We start from the raw sequence: 16294 nt of genomic DNA, 5'->3' as shown, positions 1-16294 counted from the left end.
ATGACCCGCATCCTCGGCATCGACCCCGGTTCGCAACGTACCGGGGTCGGCATCATCGACGTCGATGCGGCCGGCCGTGTCAGCCATGTCCACCACCAGCCGCTGGTGTTGCTGGGCGCTGACGATTTCCCGCAGCGGATGAAGATCCTGGTGCTGGGACTGGCCGATCTGATCATCGAGTACCAGCCGCAGGAAGTGGCCATCGAAAAGGTGTTCATGGCGCGCAACCCGGATTCGGCGCTGAAACTCGGCCAGGCCCGCGGGGCGGCGATTTCGGCCGTGGTGCTGCGTGACCTGCCGGTCAGCGAGTACGCGGCCAGCGAGATCAAGCTGGCGGTGGTGGGGCGCGGCGGAGCGGAAAAACAACAGGTCCAACACATGGTCGGGCTCATGCTCGGCCTGAAGACGAAGCTGCAGGCCGACGCCGCTGATGCGTTGGCCGTGGCCATCACCCATGCCCACGTACGGGCCACGGCCAACCGCCTGGGGCTCAGCGCCCGCCAGGCGTGGGGCCGGAAATGAGGAGCACTGCTGCATGATCGGTCGCCTGCGTGGAATCGTCGCCTACAAGGCGCCGCCGTGGCTGGTGGTGGACGTCAACGGGGTCGGCTACGAGCTGGAAGCCCCGATGAGCACGTTCTACGACCTGCCCGACATCGGCCGCGAGGTGATCCTGTACACGCACTACGCGCAGAAGGAAGACAGCGTGTCGCTGTACGGCTTCCTGCGCGATGGCGAGCGCCGCCTGTTCCGCGACGTGCAGAAGGTCAGCGGCATCGGCGCGAAGATCGCGCTGGCGGTGCTGTCGGCGGCCAGCGTGGAGGAGTTCGTGCGGATGGTGCAGTCCGGGGACGTCACCGCGCTGACCCGCATCCCGGGCATCGGCAAGAAGACCGCCGAGCGCATGGTGCTGGAACTGCGCGACCGTGCTGCCCAGCTGGGCGCCGGCGGCGCGCTGCCCTCCAGCAGTGGGCCGGCCGCGGCCGATCCGGTGTCCGAAGCCACCGTCGCGCTGCAGCAGCTGGGCTACAAGCCGGCCGAGGCGGCGCGCATGGCGCGCGATGCCAATGCCGAGGGCGACGACGTCGCCATGGTCATCCGCAAGGCCCTGCAGTCGGCGCTGCGCTGAGCCTGCCCTTACCTTTCGATACCCCCACCGAGTCCCGCCATGTCCACCCCCAGCAACCCGCAAGATGGCAGCCACGGCCATGCCCCCACCGGGAGCAGCATGGCCTTGGTCGTCGGTGCGATCGGCGTGGTGTTCGGTGACATCGGCACCAGCCCGCTGTACACCCTGAAGGAAGCATTCTCCGGCCACTACGGGCTGACCAGCGACCATGACACCGTGCTGGGCGTGCTGTCGCTGTCGTTCTGGGCGCTGATCCTGGTGGTGACCTTGAAGTACGTCACCATCATCATGCGCGCCGACAACGAAGGCGAGGGCGGCATCATGGCGCTGATGGCGCTGACCCAGCGCACGCTGAGCAAGGGCTCGCGCTCGGCCTACGTGGTTGGCATCCTCGGCATCTTCGGCGCTTCGCTGTTCTTCGGCGACGGCGTGATCACGCCGGCCATTTCGGTGCTGGGTGCCGTGGAAGGCCTGGAAATCGCCGCGCCCGGCCTGCATCGCTTCATCCTGCCGATCACCATCGTGGTGCTGCTGGCGGTGTTTGCCGCGCAGCGTTTCGGCACGGAAAAAATCGGCAAGGCGTTCGGGCCGATCACCAGCATCTGGTTCATTTCGCTGGCGGCGATCGGCCTGTACAACATCATCGACGCTCCTGAAGTGCTGAAAGCCTTCAACCCGTGGTGGGCGATCCGGTTCTTCATGGACCATGGCTGGCACGGGGTGTTCATCCTCGGCGCAGTGGTGCTGGCGGTCACCGGTGGTGAGGCGCTGTACGCGGACATGGGCCACTTCGGTGCCAAGCCGATCCGCCACGCCTGGTACTTCTTCGTGCTGCCATGCCTGGTGATGAACTACCTGGGCCAGGGCGCGCTGGTGCTGGAGCATCCCGAAGCGGTGAAAAACCCGTTCTTCGAAGCTGTGCCGGATTGGGCGCTGTACCCGATGATCATCCTGGCCACGATGGCGGCGGTGATCGCCTCGCAGTCGGTGATCACCGGGGCGTTTTCGGTATCGCGCCAGGCGATGCAGCTGGGCTACATCCCGCGCATGCGGATCAAGCACACCTCGCATGACACCATCGGCCAGATCTACATACCGGGTATCAACTGGGGCCTGGCGGTGATGGTGATCGGGCTGGTGCTGGCATTCCAGAGCTCGTCCAACCTGGCGGTGGCCTACGGTATTTCGGTGTCCGGCACGATGCTGATCGATACCCTGTTGCTGGCCCTGGTGGCGCGCAGCCTGTGGCCGAAATCACGGCACTGGATCGTCGCGCTGTGCGTGGTGTTCTTCATCATCGACCTGGGCTTCGTGATCGCCAACGGCGCCAAGCTGATGCAGGGCGCGTGGTTCCCGGTGGTGCTGGGCATCCTGCTGTTCACCCTGATGCGCACCTGGCGCCGCGGCCGCGAGCTGCTGCGCGATGAGATCCGCAAGGACGGCATCCGCCTGGATACCTTCCTGCCGGGGCTGATGCTGGCGCCGCCGGTCCGGGTGCCGGGCACGGCGGTGTTCCTGACCGCCGATCCGACCGTGGCGCCGCATGCGCTGATGCACAACCTGAAGCACAACAAGGTGCTGCACGAGCGCAATGTGTTCCTGCATGTGGTGACCCTGCCGGTGCCGTACGCGCCGGAGGGGCATCGGTTGAAGATTGAATCGGTCGGCGATGATTTCCACCGGGTCTACGTCAAGTTCGGTTTCATGGAGACCCCGGACGTGCCGCTGGCGCTGATGCGTTCGTGCGACCACGGCGGGATCTACTTCGATCCGATGGACACCACGTTCTTCGCCAGCCGCGAGACCATCGTGGCCACCGCCAACCGTGGCATGCCGATCTGGCGCGACAAGCTGTTCGCGCTGATGCATCGCAACGCCGCGCCGGCGACGGGGTTCTTCCGGATTCCCGGCAACCGGCTGGTGGAACTGGGCGCGCAGGTCGAGATCTAAAGGAGTTTTCTGCGTTGCGCGCGGCTTCAGCGTGAGCAACGGCAACAGCAACAGCTGCGGGGCTGCTTGTTGGCGGGGCGGGGAGGCTGTGCAGGACACGCCGTGAACCCGTCCCTGGGGGCTCGCTGTTGCCATCCATGGCAACAGACGGTCCTGCACAGCCTCCCCGCCCCACCTTCGACAGGTCCATGGTGGTCCCTTGGTAGCGCCGACCCATGGTCGGCGGATGTTTCCGCCAACGGCCCGCTGCGCTCGCCGAGCATGGCTATGCCGGTCGTCCTGACCGGCACCCTACGGGCCGTCGCAGGCGACGTTGGCAGCGGCTCCTGCCGCTGCCTTCGGCGCTACCGCTTTTCTTCTTTTTTCATACGCGGGTGGCGGCCACCGGAACCTGTCATGGGTCGGGCGGGGAGGGTGTGCGGGGCCTTGAGCGGCAGGAGCCGCGAAGAGCTACATGGACGTACTTGCGCGTGCCCCGCATAGCCTCCCCGCCCGGCCCGCCCCCAGATGCAGCTCTGAAAGCCACCCGCGAGGGGGCATCACCCGTTCGATCACCCCCCAATCGCACGGCGCGCGCCCGATTTGCCGCATAATCGGCAGATGACCGAACACCGCATCATTGGCGCCGACGCCACCCGCGAGGATGACGCCGTCGATGCCAGCATCCGCCCCAAACGCATGGCCGATTACCTCGGCCAGGTGCCGGTGCGCGAGCAGATGGATATCTACATCCAGGCCGCCAAGGCACGCGGCGATGCGCTGGACCACGTGCTCATCTTCGGGCCGCCGGGACTGGGCAAGACCACCCTGAGCCATGTCATCGCCAATGAACTGGGCGTGGCGCTGCGGGTGACCTCCGGGCCGGTGATCGAAAAGGCCGGTGACCTGGCCGCGCTGCTGACCAACCTGCAGCCGCACGATGTGCTGTTCATCGATGAAATCCACCGCCTGTCGCCGGTGGTCGAGGAAGTGCTGTACCCGGCGATGGAAGACTTCCAGATCGACATCATGATCGGCGAGGGGCCCGCAGCGCGCTCGATCAAGCTCGACCTGCCGCCGTTCACCCTGGTCGGGGCGACCACCCGCGCCGGCCTGCTCACCGCGCCGTTGCGCGACCGCTTTGGCATCGTCCAGCGGCTGGAGTTCTATACCGCCGAAGAACTGACGCGCATCGTGCGCCGCTCGGCGAAGATCCTCGGCATCGACTGCACCGCCGACGGGGCAGGGGAGATCGCACGGCGTTCGCGCGGCACCCCGCGCATCGCCAACCGGCTGCTGCGGCGCGTGCGTGACTACGCCCAGGTCAAGGCCAACGGGCACATCGACCAGGACGTGGCGCAGGCTGCAATGGTGATGCTGAAGGTCGATCCGGAGGGCTTCGACGAGCTCGACCGGCGCTTCCTGCGCACCCTGGTCGACTACTTCGATGGCGGCCCGGTGGGCGTGGAATCGATGGCTGCGGCGCTGTCCGAAGAACGCGGTACGCTGGAAGACGTGGTCGAACCCTACCTGATCCAGCAGGGCTTCCTGGTGCGCACCGCACGTGGCCGGATGGCCACGCATCGCGCGTATCGCCATCTCGGCCTGAAGCCGAAGGCCCCCCCGGTAGACCTTTTCGCCGAGCAATCCGACAATGAGTGAGCCGCGGTTCAGTTGGCCGACACGCATTTACTGGGAAGATACCGACGCAGGTGGGGTGGTCTACCACGCCCGCTACGTGGCTTTCATGGAACGGGCACGCACCGAATGGATGCGGGCGCTGGGCTTCGGCCAGGAGCGCATGCGCAGCGAACACGGCATGGTGTTCGCGGTCCGCTCCATGGAGATGGACTTCATCAAGCCGGCGCGACTGGACGATGCGCTGCAGGTGAGCGCCACGCTGGTGCAGTGCCGGCGCGCCAGCATGGTCTTTGCCCAGCAGGTGCTGCGCGATGGCCAGGTGCTGCTGGACGCGCAGGTCAGGATTGCCGCACTGGATGCGGAATCCTTCCGCCCGCGCGGCATGGACGATGCGCTGCTGGCGGTCCTGAAGTCGCACGAACACCCCCTTACTCCACACAATCCTGATTTGCAGACTGAGGAACAACGATGATCGCAATGCTTCTGGGCCTGCAGGCCACGGTGGTCGAGGCGCTGCCGGAGGACGTCACCAGCGCCGCCGCCGAAACCGCCGTACAGGCCTCGCGCAGCGGCATCAATTACTGGGAGCTGATGACCAAGGCCAGCATTCCGGTGATCATCATCGTGCTGCTGCTGCTGGCCGGTTCGTTCATCAGCTGGGTGATCATCTTCCGCAAGGCCCGCGTGTTCTCGCAGGCCACCCGGGAAGCGGATGAGTTCGAGAACCGCTTCTGGTCCGGCGCCGACCTCGGCAAGCTGTACTCCTCCGCCACCGACCGCAACCGCAGCGTGGGCGGCCTGGAAGCCATCTTCGAAGCCGGTTTCCGCGAGTACAACCGTCTGCGCGACCGTCGCGGGCTGGACGGCCGTGCACTGCTGGAAGGCGCGCAGCGCGCCATGCGGACCACCTACACCCGCGAAGTGGACCGCCTGGAGCGCAACCTGGAGCTGCTGGCCAACATCGGCTCCACCGCCCCCTACGTGGGCCTGGTCGGCACCGTGTTCGGCATCATGGTGACCATGCACGACATGATCAACAGCGGTGAGCAGGCCGGCATCGCGTCGGTGGCGCCGGGCATCTCCGAAGCCCTGTTCGCTACTGCCATCGGCCTGTTCGTGGCCATCCCCGCAGTGTGGGCGTACAACCGTTTCACCACGCGCGTGGAGCGCATGGCGGTGCGGTTCGAAACCTTCGCCGATGAGTTCAGCTCCATCCTGCAGCGCCAGACCGGCGCAGACGACTGAGCCCAGGCGAGGAGCCCACCATGAGTGCCATCGGTCGCCGCAAGCGGCGCAAGCTCAAATCCGAAATCAACGTCGTGCCGTACATCGACGTCATGCTCGTGCTGTTGATCATCTTCATGGTCACCGCGCCGCTGCTGACGCTGAGCTTCGAGGTTGAACTGCCCCGTTCCAACGCGAAGGCGCTGGAGAGCAAGCAGGATCCGATCGTCGTTTCCGTGCGCGCGGACGGCCAGCTGAGCCTGAAGCTGTCCGACGAAAAGCAGCCCACGGCGATGTCCGCCGAGGAGATGCAGGCCCGGCTGGGCGGCATCGTGGCGCAGGACAAGTCGGTCCGCGTGATCGTCGCCGCCGACCGTGCCGTGGCCTATGAAAAGGTCGTGGCGGCAATGGACGTGCTGAAGCGCGCGAACGTGGAAAAGGTTGGCCTGGCCACCGATGCACAGTGACGCCTTGCCGCCGCCGCGCGACGAAGAACAGGGCTGGGCCTGGCCGGTAAGCCTGGCCGCGCTGGTCCACCTGCTGCTTGCGCTGGTCTTCATCGTGGCCTGGCTGTGGTCGCCCGAGCGCAACACCGAAGCCGCTGCCGGGGACCCGGCGGTGCAGGCCGACATGGCCCTGTCCAGCGCCGAGGCGTCGGCGGCACGGCAGGCCCTGCGCCAGTCCGAGCGCCTGGAAACCCTGCCCGAGCCGATCCCCGAGCCCATCGCAGAGCCCGAACCGATCCCGGAAGACACCATCCCGCCGCCGCAGCCGACCCCCGAACCGCGCCCGATGGACGCGCCCACGCCGCAGCAGTCGCAGGCGCAGGAGCGCGTGGCGCAGCCGGACAAGGTCGATCAGGACGCGGTCAGCGCGCTGGCCATTTCGCAGGAAAAGGCCAAGCAGGAACAGGAGGCGAAGCGTCGCCAGGAGCAGATCGACCTGACCGAGCGCAAGCGCCAGGAAGAGGCCGAACAACGCGCACGACTGGCCAAGCAGCAGGAAGCGGACCGCCAGAAGAAGATCGCCGAGGACGAGCGCAAGGCCAACGAAACCAAGGCCGAGGCGGACAAGCAGAAGAAGATCGCCGAGCTGCGTTCGCGCCGTGAGCAGGCCGAGAAGGAAGCCAAGCTGGCCGAGCAGCGGCTGCGCCAGGTGGCGGCCGCGCGCAACGCGGCGGCCGCGTCCAATGCCAGTGCCAGCAGCAGTGCGGCCTCGCAGCCGGCGGGTGGGGCAGGCGGCACCAGTGACGACCTGACCGCCAAGTACGCCGCGGCGATCCAGGCCAAGGTGCAGGACGCGTGGATCCGTCCGGACAACATCGCCTCCGGCCAGCGCTGCCAGATCGTGATCACCCAGCTGCGCGGTGGCCGCGTGCTGTCGGCCAAGGTCGGCGCCAGCTGTCCCTACGACGAGGCCGGCAAGCGCTCGATCGAAGCGGCGGTGCTGAATGCCCAGCCGCTGCCATACGCGGGCTTCGAGCAGGTGTTCAACCGCGAGCTGATCCTCAACTTCCGCCCGGATTGAGTGCCGGTGGGTGACGACCGTTGGTCGTCACGCCGTGGACAGAAGGAGCGTGACGACCAACGGTCGTCACCCACCGAAGCCCCCGGCACCCACCGAAGCCCCGTGACCTCGTACCGACCTTGCTTTCACACCGGTCTGGTTCATGATTGCGAAACCGTTCACCCCGTTCCTGCTATCCCTCGCTGTGGTTCCTTGACTGAGCATTCCATGAAAAAGATGCCCCGCTGGATGGTCGCGTTCGCGGCCCTGTTGCTTCCCTTTGCCGCGCTCGCGCAGCAGAAGGGCCTTGAGATCGACATCGTGGGCGGCAGTGCCTCGGCCACGCCGATCACCGTCGTACCGATGCCTTACGAGGGTTCGGCCGCTGCGCCGCAGACCGACGTGGCCGCGGTGATCCGCGCCGACCTGGACCGTTCGGGCCAGTTCCGCACGCTTCCCGAAGCGCAGATCGTGGAAAAGCCCACCCGCGGCGGTGACATCCAGTTCCCCACCTGGCGCGCGCTGAAGCAGAACTACATCGTGGTCGGGCGCGTGCAGGACGCCGGGGCCGGCGCGTACCGCGTGGAGTACGAGCTGTATGACGTGCCCAAGGGCGAGCGCCTGCTGGGCCTGGCGATGACCGCACGCGGCAACGCCATGCGCGATGTCGCCCACCAGATGGCCGATGCGATCTACGAAAAGATCACCGGCGTGCGTGGCGCGTTCTGGACCCGGATCGCCTACATCACCGCCAGTGGCCGCGGCGATGCCATGCGCTACGCGCTGATGGTGGCCGATTCGGATGGCTACAACCCGCAGACCATCGTGCGTTCGGCCGAACCGCTGCTGTCGCCTTCGTGGAGCCCGGATGGCGGCAAGCTGGCCTACGTCAGCTTCGAGCGCGGCAATTCGGCCATCTACATCCAGAACATCGCCACCGGCGCACGTGAGCTGGTGACCAGCTTCCGCGGCATCAACAGTGCCCCGGCGTTCTCCCCGGACGGCCGCAAGCTGGCCCTGACGCTGTCGCGTTCGGGCAACCCGGAGGTCTACTCGATGGACCTGGGCAGCAAGCAGCTGACCCAGCTGACCAACCACCTGGCCATCGACACCGAGCCGACCTGGGCCCCGGATGGTAGCGCGGTGTATTTCACCTCCGATCGCGGTGGCCGGCCGCAGGTTTACAAGGTTTCTGCAAGCGGCGGCAGCGCCGAGCGCGTTACCTTCCAGGGCAACTACAACGCCAAGCCGTCGGTTTCCTGGGATGGCAAGAAGATCGCCGTGGCGCAGGGCTCCGGCAACAGCTACAAGGTCGCGATGATGGACAGCTCGCTGGGTTCGCCGCGCTGGAGCACGCTCTCCACCGGTTCGCTGGATGAGTCGCCCAGCTTCGCGCCGAACGCCAGCATGGTGCTCTACGCCGCGCGCGAAGGTGGCCGCGGCGTGCTGTACGCGGTGTCGGCCGATGCCCGTGTGCGCCAGCGCCTGGTGCTGGCCGATGGCGATGTTCGCGAACCTGCATGGTCGCCATACCGTACCAAGCGCTAAAAGAGTGTTAATATTTTCCGAGATTTACCCCATTCACCGGCTTAGGAGCCTCAAAGGTATCGCCATGAACAAGACCACCAAAGTTCTGCTTGTTTCCCTGTTGTCCGTGGCCGCCCTGGCCGGTTGCTCGAAGAAAGTGAAGGAAGTGCCGGCCGAGCCGGCCACCACGCCGACCACCACCCAGCCGACCGGCCCGTCGACCTCCGGCCTGTACGGCCCGGGCGACCTGGACACCGATGCCTGCCTGCGCCAGCGCGTTGTGTACTTCGACCTGGACCAGGATTCGGTCAAGGCCGAGTTCCAGGCGATCATGGCCTGCCACGCCAAGTACCTGCGTGACCGTCCGTCCTCGCGCATCACCCTGCAGGGCCACACCGACGAGCGCGGTTCGCGCGCGTACAACCAGGCCCTGGGCGAGCGTCGTGGCAACGGCGTCAGCTCCGCGCTGCAGGCCAACGGTGGTTCGGCTTCGCAGCTGACCGTCGTGTCCTACGGTGAAGAGCGTCCGGTCTGCACCGATTCGAGCGAGTCCTGCTGGTCGCAGAACCGTCGCGTCGAAATCGTCTACACCGCGCAGTAATCCATGCGCATCGGCATCAATCTGATGCTGGTCGTGGCGGCAGCCTTCATGGCTGCCGCCCCGGCGTACGCGCAGCGGCAGAGCCTTGCCGACCGCGTCGGCGCGATCGAGCAGCAGCTGTACAACAACAGTGCCAACACGGACCTGTTGAACCAGATCACCCAGCTCCGCCAGCAGGTCGGGCAGATGCAGGGCACGATCGAACAGTTGCAGCACGAAAACGCCCAGCTCAAGCAGGGCAACCAGGACGCATTCCTGGACCTGGACGAACGCCTGAACCGCCTTGAAGGTGGTGCAGCGCCGGTCGTCCCCCCGGCTCCCGGTGGCAATGCACCGCTTCCCCCGGTTCCGGCCGTCCAGCCTCCCGCAGCGGCCACTTCAGAGCGGCCGCCTTCGGTACATGGCGATGCAGGCAGCCTGGCGGTCAGCGGCGATGAGCGCACCACCTACAACGTCGCCTTCGATGCACTGAAGGCCGGCAAGTACGATGACTCCGCGCAGCTGTTCCTGAGTTTCCTGGAGTTGTACCCCAGCGGTGTCTACGCCCCCAACGCGCTGTACTGGCTGGGCGAAAGTTATTACGCCACCCGCAATTTCCCGATGGCCGAGCAGCGTTTCCGTGAGCTCATCTCGCGCTATCCGACCCACGACAAGGCCTCCGGTGGCCTGCTGAAAGTCGGCCTTTCCCAGTTTGGCGCAGGCCAGGTGGAGCAGGCCCAGCAGACTCTGGAATCGGTCGTGGCGCAGTACCCCGGCTCGGACGCCGCGCGCACCGCGCAGGACCGCCTGCAGTCGATCCGCCTGGGCCAGCAGATCCGCTGAACCCCGCGCGGGTAGCCGCTTTTTGTAGAGCCGAGCCATGCTCGGCTGCTTTCGTTTCAGGTCCCCGGAATTCCGCATGAACGCAGCACCCGCCAACGCCGTTGCCACGCCCAGTGAGATCGTCCAGTCGCCGCTGCCGCGGCTGAAAATCACCGAGATATTCACCTCGCTGCAGGGCGAGGCGGATACCGCGGGCTGGCCCACCGTGTTCGTGCGCCTGACCGGCTGCCCGCTGCGCTGCCAGTACTGCGATACGGCCTATGCCTTCCATGGCGGTACCTGGTGGGATATCGACGATATCGTGGCCGAGGTGCTGGCCCAGGGCGTGCGCCACGTCTGCGTGACCGGCGGCGAGCCGTTGGCACAGAAGCGCTGCCTGATCCTGCTGCAGAAGCTGTGCGACGCCGGCATGGACGTTTCGCTGGAAACCTCCGGTGCGCTGGATGTGTCCGAGGTCGATCCGCGCGTATCGCGCGTGGTCGACCTGAAGACGCCGGGTTCTGCCGAGATGGCGCGCAACAAACTGGAAAACCTGCCCCTGCTGACCGCGCGTGACCAGGTCAAGTTCGTGATCTGCAGCCGCCAGGACTACGACTGGGCCAAGGCCATGGTCGTCGAGCACGCGCTCTCCGAACGCACGATGGTGCTGTTCTCGCCCAGCAAGGGCGAAATCACCGCCCGCGAGCTGGCCGACTGGATCGTCGCCGACCGGCTGCCGGTGCGCTTCCAGATGCAGCTGCACAAACTCCTGTGGAATGACGAACCCGGCAGGTAAGCTGGCCCGTCTTCCCGTTTCACCCCGGCGCGGGACAGCGTGCTGGCTCCCCTCCCCAAACCGGATGATTCACCCATGAAGAAGGCAGTCGTGCTTCTCTCCGGCGGCATGGATTCGGCCGCCGTTATTGCCCTTGCCCAGGAACAGGGCTTCGCCGTGCATGCGCTCAGCGTGCGCTACGGGCAACGCCACACCTCCGAACTGGAGGCCGCCGCCCGCGTGGCCGCCGCCCAGGGCGTGGTCCTGCACAAGACCGTCGACGTGGACCTGCGCAGCATCGGGGGTTCGGCATTGACCGATGACATCGACGTACCCGAAGCGGGCGGCGAGGGCATCCCGGTCACCTATGTGCCGGCGCGCAACACGATCATGCTGTCACTGGCGCTGGGCTGGGCCGAAGTGCTCGGTGCCAACGACATTTTCTGTGGCGTCAACGCGGTGGACTACTCCGGCTATCCCGATTGCCGTCCGGAGTTCATCGCCGCGTTCCAGGCGCTGGCCAACCTGGCCACCAAGGCGGGAGTGGAAGGGGCGGGCATCACCGTGCACGCTCCGCTGCAGTTCCTCAGCAAGGCGCAGATCGTCAGCGAAGGCGTGCGGCTGGGCGTGGACTTCGGGCTTACGGTGTCGTGCTACAACGCCAACGCCGAAGGCGCCGCCTGCGGCCACTGCGATGCCTGCCGGCTGCGCGCACAGGGCTTCGACGAGGCCGGCGTCGCTGATCCGACGCATTACGCCTGACATGCGCGAGTGCTTCACCTCGGCGCCCGAATCAGGGTAGAATGCACGCCCCCGGTGCAAAGCCGGGGGCAGCAATGGGCCGTTAGCTCAGTTGGTAGAGCAGAAGACTTTTAATCTTTTGGTCGATGGTTCGAATCCATCACGGCCCACCATTGCAGGAAGCACCAAAAAAGCGCCCCAGAGGCGCTTTTTTTTGTGGGCTACAAATGGTCAAAATCGAAAGGCTTCTGCAGAGGCAGCCCCGAGGTATTGGAGTCACCACGCGGGGCGATGTAGTTGATGACCGACCACAGGGCATAAACCAGGGTCGCCGCACCCAGCACCTTGCTGCCGGCCTGCAGGGTGCGTTTCGTGCACGATAACGGCGTGTCCCTCCAGTTCGGCGGCAGCTCGCGGTTCTGCACCATCTCCACGACCACGCTATCGCGCACTTCGAGCAGCGGCATGCCGTTGGGCAGGCTGAGTGCGATCGATGGACGCCGCAGGGCGACGCGCTGCTCGATGTAATGCGGACCTGCTGCCTCCACCGTGATCCTCCGGATGCGTGTAGCTGCAGGCTGGCATGAAATCCGTCGAACCTGCTGCAAGAAATCGTGCATCGATGCAGCGAACGCCGCATGCCGCCAAGCTGCGGCTGACCCCGCCGACAGCCCACTTGTCCGTCTCATTCAGAGCTGACATGGCAGGCGAGTATGGTCAAGGTTGGTTCGGGAGGACAGCGCACAGATGGCGAAGTACGAACGGCAGGACAACTCTGAAACACGCTGGTTGAGTTTCAGGCTGCGCAACGGGCAGTCGATCGCGCCGGCCAAGCTGCGCGCCGGTTGGGCAGCCGCTGCGGCGGTCCCCGGTATCTCGGTACGCCGGGAAGATATTGAAAGCGGGACGGTGGTCTACGCTTTGTACGGCCCCAGCAGCCTGGGCGCTCCGCAGCTCGCGGAAATGCGCATGCGACAGTTCCTGATGGATGAAGGCTACACCTTCACCATGGGGACCCTCGGCGCACGGCCGGGCATCCGGCTCTGATCGCCGAACAGCGATGCCGGGCAAGCCCCGGCACCTTGCGTCGTTACCCCAGGTATCTGCGGAACCACGCCAGCGTGCGCTCCCACGCCAGCGCGGCGGCCGCTTCGTCGTAACGCGGCGTTGAATCGTTGTGGAAGCCGTGGTTCGTACCGGGGTAGACATAGGCCTCGTACGTTGTGCCGGCCTTCTTCAGGGCCGCCTCGTAGGCCGGCCAGGTGGCATTGACGTTGTCGTCCTTCTCGGCGAAATGCAGCAGCAATGGCGCCTTGATCTTGACGACATCTTCCGGCTTGGCCTGGCGGCCATAGAACGGCACCGCGGCATCCAGTTCCGGATACGCGACGGCTGCCGCGTTGGACACCCCGCCGCCGTAGCAGAAACCGGTGATGCCGACCTTGCCGGTTCCCAGCGGCGAGGCGCGCAGGTACTCGATGGCGGCGAAGAAATCGTTCATCAGCTTTTCCGGGTCGACCTGCGCCTGCAGTTCGCGGCCGCGTACGTCGTTGCCTGGATAGCCGCCGACCGAACTCAGGCCATCCGGCGCCAACGCGATGAAGCCGGCTTTCGCCACGCGTCGGGCTACGTCCTCGATGTAGGGATTGAGGCCACGGTTTTCGTGCACCACCACGATGGCGGGCAGCTTGCCGGCGACCTTGGCCGGCTTGACCAGATAGCCACGCACCTGGCCATGGCCATTGGGCGAGGGATAGGTGATGTACTCGGCGACGATGTCCGGATCGGTGAACTGCACCTGCTGGGCCAGCGCGTAATCCGGGCTCATCGCCGCCAGCAGGGTGGTGGCGGCCACGCCGGCCATCGCAAAGGCGGCAGCGCGGTCGAGGAAGTCGCGACGGCTCAGGCGGCCATGTACATAGCCGTCATACAGTTCCAGCAGGTCCGGATGGAAATCCTTGGCGGTCAGTCGGGTCACGGGCGCAGCCTCTGCGAAAGCGGTGCGCTGAATCTAGCATCGCTTCGGCGGATACGCCCGTGGCAGGCCGCTCAGGCGGCGCGCGGGGCGTCGTGCGGCAGGCCTTCACCGGAATGGCGGAAGCAGATGCGGATGGCATCGAGCAGTTCGCTCATGTTGTACGGCTTGGGCAGGAAATGGATGCCCTGGTGCAGCAGCGGCAGCACATCGTGCTGGCACATGCCGGAGGTGACCAGGATCGGCAGGCGCGGGAAGGCCGCACGCACGCGGTTGGCGGCCTCGATGCCACTGATGCCGCCCAGGCAGACATCGGTGAACAGCATGTCGAAGCGCTCGCCGGCGTTCAGCAGGCCCAGCGCGGCCTCGGCGGAACTGACGCCCACTACCTCGCAGGCCTGGCTTTCCAGGGTGAGGCGGCTCAGCTCGAGGGTTTCCTCGGAATCTTCGATCAGCAGCACTCGCGGCTGCACATTCTGCTTTGACAACAACATGACGCACGGGCTCCGTGACACGATTGGAACAAGGGCAGCGGAGGCTCCAGGCCCCAGCGGCGCGCAAGTATGCGCGGGCGATGGGTGAGTCCGGCGTGCAGGAATCGGTAAGTTCCGGTTACAACGCCGTGGCGCGGCGTGCACGGGGCGGCAGCAGCGCCCACAGCACCAGCACGGCCAACGCGGCCGCGCCAAGGCGCAGGCCGATGCCCTGCCAGCCCATGGCGATGGCGTCTGGCACGGTGAACACGTTCCAGGCCAGGTTCAGCGATACGTGCAGGGCCAAGCCACTCCACAGGGTGTAGCCGTCCAGGCGGTTCAACACCGCGAACACGAAGCCGCCGAGGCCGGTCACGGCGAATACCAGGACGGCCATTGGCCCGCCTTCCGGGCCACCGAACCCCAACCAATGGACGGCGCCGAACAGCACCGCCTGCACGCTTGCGGCCAGCCACCAGGACCACCCCAGTACGCGCTGGGCGAACACGAAGCCGAGGCCGCGGTACAGGATTTCTTCGGCGAGCGGAAACAGCAGGGCCAACATCAACAGCGAAAGCGGGTCGATGTCGGTAGCCAGCGCGCCCAGCCACCACAGGCCAAGCCAGCACGGCACGGTGGCCAGCAGTACCAGCAGCGGTCCTCGCGCGCCGTTCCACTGCAGGCCGAGGCTGCGTGCCAGCGAGCGGCCGGGTGCCAGCAGCACGATCGCGGTCAGCAGGGCGAGGGCGGTCGCCAGCAGGTTGTCCAGCAGGCTGCCACCGAAGGGCATCGGCAGGGCGGGGATCGGCGTGCCGATGGCCTTGGCGATATCGCGCACCCACAGCCCGAGCGCGACGGCGAGCAGCAGTACCAGCGAGGCGGGCAGGCGGGGGAGTCGGGAGTTCGTAGTCAACGGGGCATCCTTGCGCGGATCATGCGGCACTATGCCGCCGCAGCAGCGCACGGGCATGCGCCGGAGGTCCATGTGCCGATCGTCAGGGCTGTTGCCATGCAGTCATCGGCGGGCGGTTACAGTGCAGGTCTCCCCCCTAGCAGGAGCGCCAGCGATGCTGTGCCCCGTTTGCAAGACCCAGGCGCTGACCATGTCCGAACGCCAGGGCATCGAGATCGATTACTGCCCGCAGTGCCGTGGCGTGTGGCTGGACCGTGGCGAACTGGACAAGATCATCGAGCGTTCGGCATCGACGCCGGCCGTGTCCCCGCCCGCACCGGTGCAGGCCGCAGCCCCGGCTTACAGCCAGCCGCCGCCGCCGCCGGTGGCCGTGCAGCACCGCGATACGCGCCACCTGGGCCAGCGCCACCACGATGGCTACGCGCAGCAGGGCCAGTACAACCAGCACGGCTACAAGAAAAAGAAGAAGGAAAGCTTCCTGTCGGACCTGTTCGATTTCTGAGCAGGCTAGGCGGGGCGGTGCAGGATGTACTCGCGGTCACGCGAGTCGCCGACGACGAAATCGTACTCGCCCACCTTGTGGCAGCCATGGCGCGCGTAGAAGCGCTGCGCGCCGTGGTTTTCCGACCACACTCCCACCCACAGGGTGCGCCGTGAGGGGCTGTCCAGCCATTCCAGGAACGCGCCCATCAGGCGCTCGCCGTGCCCCGCATTCTGGTGGCTGGCCAACACATACAGCCGCTTGAGTTCGATGTCCCCGGCCGCGGCCAGGGTATGCGGCAGGCTGTTCGGGCCGGCGGCCAGATAGCCCACGGCGCGTCCATCGGCTTCCAGCAGCCACGCTGCAGCGTGCGGGTCTGCCAGTTCGGCGCGTTGCGGTTCCAGGCTGTAGTGCGCGTGCAGGAAGGCGTGCAGGTCCTGCGGCGGATACGAATCGCCGAAGGTTTCGGTATAGGTGGCAATGGCGATGTCGGACAGTGCAGCGGCATCGTCCACGCAGGCGCGGCGCAGGGTGGTGGGCATGGCCCATTGTAGAAGGCCCCGGCACACAGGGTGCAC

Annotated in this window: 20 protein-coding genes and 1 tRNA gene; 16 read left to right on the top strand and 5 right to left on the bottom strand. The window is 66.3% G+C overall.

Annotation, left to right across the window (positions count from 1 at the left end):
• The 14 genes from ruvC to IFT63_RS10470 all read left to right on the top strand — a co-directional run bounded on the left by ruvC (position 1) and on the right by IFT63_RS10470 (position 12047).
• Positions 1–522 (top strand): crossover junction endodeoxyribonuclease RuvC, encoded by a 522-nt coding sequence (ruvC, locus tag IFT63_RS10535; RefSeq protein WP_042613464.1) that lies wholly within the window; start codon positions 1–3, stop codon positions 520–522.
• 13 nt (positions 523–535) lie between these two features.
• On the top strand, positions 536–1129 hold the full coding sequence (ruvA, locus tag IFT63_RS10530; RefSeq protein WP_042613465.1) for a Holliday junction branch migration protein RuvA: 594 nt from the start codon (positions 536–538) through the stop codon (positions 1127–1129).
• Positions 1130–1228: 99 nt separating this feature from the next.
• Positions 1229–3079, top strand: a complete 1851-nt coding sequence (locus IFT63_RS10525) for a potassium transporter Kup (RefSeq protein WP_192084206.1) — start codon at positions 1229–1231, stop codon at positions 3077–3079.
• Between the two features lie 600 nt (positions 3080–3679).
• Positions 3680–4720 (top strand): Holliday junction branch migration DNA helicase RuvB, encoded by a 1041-nt coding sequence (ruvB, locus tag IFT63_RS10520; protein ID WP_042613825.1) that lies wholly within the window; start codon positions 3680–3682, stop codon positions 4718–4720.
• The gene (gene ybgC, locus IFT63_RS10515) at positions 4713–5171 is read left to right on the top strand and encodes a tol-pal system-associated acyl-CoA thioesterase (protein ID WP_192084035.1); all 459 of its coding nucleotides are present in this window, start codon (positions 4713–4715) and stop codon (positions 5169–5171) included. Before ruvB ends, ybgC begins: the two co-directional genes overlap by 8 nt.
• Entirely contained in the window at positions 5168–5944 is a 777-nt protein-coding gene (tolQ, locus tag IFT63_RS10510; protein WP_042613823.1) for a protein TolQ, read from the top strand. Before ybgC ends, tolQ begins: the two co-directional genes overlap by 4 nt.
• 20 nt (positions 5945–5964) lie before the next feature.
• Positions 5965–6390, top strand: coding sequence for a protein TolR (gene tolR, locus IFT63_RS10505; RefSeq protein ID WP_192084034.1), 426 nt, complete (start codon positions 5965–5967; stop codon positions 6388–6390).
• Entirely contained in the window at positions 6380–7450 is a 1071-nt protein-coding gene (gene tolA / locus IFT63_RS10500) for a cell envelope integrity protein TolA (protein WP_042613821.1), read from the top strand. The genes tolR and tolA overlap by 11 nt, the downstream gene beginning before the upstream one ends.
• 207 nt (positions 7451–7657) lie before the next feature.
• A complete protein-coding gene (gene tolB / locus IFT63_RS10495) occupies positions 7658–8977 on the top strand; it encodes a Tol-Pal system beta propeller repeat protein TolB (protein ID WP_042613820.1) in 1320 nt (439 codons plus the stop codon).
• A gap of 64 nt (positions 8978–9041) precedes the next feature.
• Entirely contained in the window at positions 9042–9557 is a 516-nt protein-coding gene (pal, locus tag IFT63_RS10490; protein ID WP_042613819.1) for a peptidoglycan-associated lipoprotein Pal, read from the top strand.
• A 3-nt stretch (positions 9558–9560) separates the two neighbouring features.
• On the top strand, positions 9561–10379 hold the full coding sequence (ybgF, locus tag IFT63_RS10485; RefSeq protein WP_042613818.1) for a tol-pal system protein YbgF: 819 nt from the start codon (positions 9561–9563) through the stop codon (positions 10377–10379).
• A gap of 76 nt (positions 10380–10455) precedes the next feature.
• Positions 10456–11154: a 7-carboxy-7-deazaguanine synthase QueE gene (gene queE / locus IFT63_RS10480; protein ID WP_192084033.1), complete on the top strand. Its 699-nt coding sequence runs from the start codon at positions 10456–10458 to the stop codon at positions 11152–11154.
• 75 nt (positions 11155–11229) lie between these two features.
• Positions 11230–11895: a 7-cyano-7-deazaguanine synthase QueC gene (gene queC / locus IFT63_RS10475; protein WP_042613816.1), complete on the top strand. Its 666-nt coding sequence runs from the start codon at positions 11230–11232 to the stop codon at positions 11893–11895.
• A gap of 76 nt (positions 11896–11971) precedes the next feature.
• Positions 11972–12047: transfer RNA gene (locus tag IFT63_RS10470), tRNA-Lys, on the top strand.
• Positions 12048–12095: 48 nt separating this feature from the next.
• Here IFT63_RS10470 and IFT63_RS10465 read toward each other — a convergent pair.
• A complete protein-coding gene (locus IFT63_RS10465) occupies positions 12096–12494 on the bottom strand; it encodes a hypothetical protein (RefSeq protein ID WP_192084032.1) in 399 nt (132 codons plus the stop codon).
• A gap of 127 nt (positions 12495–12621) precedes the next feature.
• On the opposite strand from IFT63_RS10465, the gene IFT63_RS10460 reads away from it, so the two are divergent.
• A complete protein-coding gene (locus tag IFT63_RS10460; RefSeq protein ID WP_042613814.1) occupies positions 12622–12921 on the top strand; it encodes a hypothetical protein in 300 nt (99 codons plus the stop codon).
• A gap of 43 nt (positions 12922–12964) precedes the next feature.
• On the opposite strand, the gene yghX is transcribed toward IFT63_RS10460, so the two are convergent.
• From yghX to IFT63_RS10445, 3 genes are all read right to left on the bottom strand, one after another.
• Entirely contained in the window at positions 12965–13852 is an 888-nt protein-coding gene (gene yghX / locus IFT63_RS10455) for a YghX family hydrolase (protein ID WP_192084031.1), read from the bottom strand.
• Positions 13853–13923: 71 nt separating this feature from the next.
• Positions 13924–14343, bottom strand: a complete 420-nt coding sequence (locus IFT63_RS10450) for a response regulator (protein WP_192084030.1) — start codon at positions 14341–14343, stop codon at positions 13924–13926.
• A gap of 118 nt (positions 14344–14461) precedes the next feature.
• A complete protein-coding gene (locus tag IFT63_RS10445; RefSeq protein WP_249404366.1) occupies positions 14462–15235 on the bottom strand; it encodes a CPBP family glutamic-type intramembrane protease in 774 nt (257 codons plus the stop codon).
• A 154-nt stretch (positions 15236–15389) separates the two neighbouring features.
• On the opposite strand from IFT63_RS10445, the gene IFT63_RS10440 reads away from it, so the two are divergent.
• On the top strand, positions 15390–15737 hold the full coding sequence (locus tag IFT63_RS10440) for a zf-TFIIB domain-containing protein (RefSeq protein ID WP_042613811.1): 348 nt from the start codon (positions 15390–15392) through the stop codon (positions 15735–15737).
• Positions 15738–15742: 5 nt separating this feature from the next.
• Here the strand turns inward: IFT63_RS10440 and IFT63_RS10435 are convergent, their stop codons facing one another.
• On the bottom strand, positions 15743–16258 hold the full coding sequence (locus IFT63_RS10435) for a GNAT family N-acetyltransferase (protein WP_042613810.1): 516 nt from the start codon (positions 16256–16258) through the stop codon (positions 15743–15745).
• Between the last annotated feature and the right edge of the window lie 36 nt (positions 16259–16294).

This window comes from Stenotrophomonas sp. CFBP 13724 (genome assembly GCF_014841975.1).
Classification (GTDB): domain Bacteria; phylum Pseudomonadota; class Gammaproteobacteria; order Xanthomonadales; family Xanthomonadaceae; genus Stenotrophomonas; species Stenotrophomonas lacuserhaii.
The sequence above is the reverse complement of the archived record's forward strand: the minus strand, read 5'-3'. Positions and strand labels throughout refer to the sequence as shown.

Bases quoted from the DNA above. Each gene is read 5' to 3' on its own strand.
- IFT63_RS10460 (WP_042613814.1), top strand. From the start codon at position 12,622: ATGGCGAAGTACGAACGGCAGGACAACTCTGAAACACGCTGGTTGAGT.
- tolB (WP_042613820.1), top strand. From the start codon at position 7,658: ATGAAAAAGATGCCCCGCTGGATGGTCGCGTTCGCGGCCCTGTTGCTT.
- tolR (WP_192084034.1), top strand. From the start codon at position 5,965: ATGAGTGCCATCGGTCGCCGCAAGCGGCGCAAGCTCAAATCCGAAATC.
- IFT63_RS10435 (WP_042613810.1), bottom strand. From the start codon at position 16,258: ATGCCCACCACCCTGCGCCGCGCCTGCGTGGACGATGCCGCTGCACTG.
- tolQ (WP_042613823.1), top strand. From the start codon at position 5,168: ATGATCGCAATGCTTCTGGGCCTGCAGGCCACGGTGGTCGAGGCGCTG.
- ruvC (WP_042613464.1), top strand. From the start codon at position 1: ATGACCCGCATCCTCGGCATCGACCCCGGTTCGCAACGTACCGGGGTC.
- ruvA (WP_042613465.1), top strand. From the start codon at position 536: ATGATCGGTCGCCTGCGTGGAATCGTCGCCTACAAGGCGCCGCCGTGG.
- ruvB (WP_042613825.1), top strand. From the start codon at position 3,680: ATGACCGAACACCGCATCATTGGCGCCGACGCCACCCGCGAGGATGAC.
- tolA (WP_042613821.1), top strand. From the start codon at position 6,380: ATGCACAGTGACGCCTTGCCGCCGCCGCGCGACGAAGAACAGGGCTGG.
- pal (WP_042613819.1), top strand. From the start codon at position 9,042: ATGAACAAGACCACCAAAGTTCTGCTTGTTTCCCTGTTGTCCGTGGCC.
- queC (WP_042613816.1), top strand. From the start codon at position 11,230: ATGAAGAAGGCAGTCGTGCTTCTCTCCGGCGGCATGGATTCGGCCGCC.
- ybgF (WP_042613818.1), top strand. From the start codon at position 9,561: ATGCGCATCGGCATCAATCTGATGCTGGTCGTGGCGGCAGCCTTCATG.
- IFT63_RS10525 (WP_192084206.1), top strand. From the start codon at position 1,229: ATGGCCTTGGTCGTCGGTGCGATCGGCGTGGTGTTCGGTGACATCGGC.
- ybgC (WP_192084035.1), top strand. From the start codon at position 4,713: ATGAGTGAGCCGCGGTTCAGTTGGCCGACACGCATTTACTGGGAAGAT.
- IFT63_RS10465 (WP_192084032.1), bottom strand. From the start codon at position 12,494: ATGCACGATTTCTTGCAGCAGGTTCGACGGATTTCATGCCAGCCTGCA.
- IFT63_RS10440 (WP_042613811.1), top strand. From the start codon at position 15,390: ATGCTGTGCCCCGTTTGCAAGACCCAGGCGCTGACCATGTCCGAACGC.
- IFT63_RS10450 (WP_192084030.1), bottom strand. From the start codon at position 14,343: ATGTTGTTGTCAAAGCAGAATGTGCAGCCGCGAGTGCTGCTGATCGAA.
- queE (WP_192084033.1), top strand. From the start codon at position 10,456: ATGAACGCAGCACCCGCCAACGCCGTTGCCACGCCCAGTGAGATCGTC.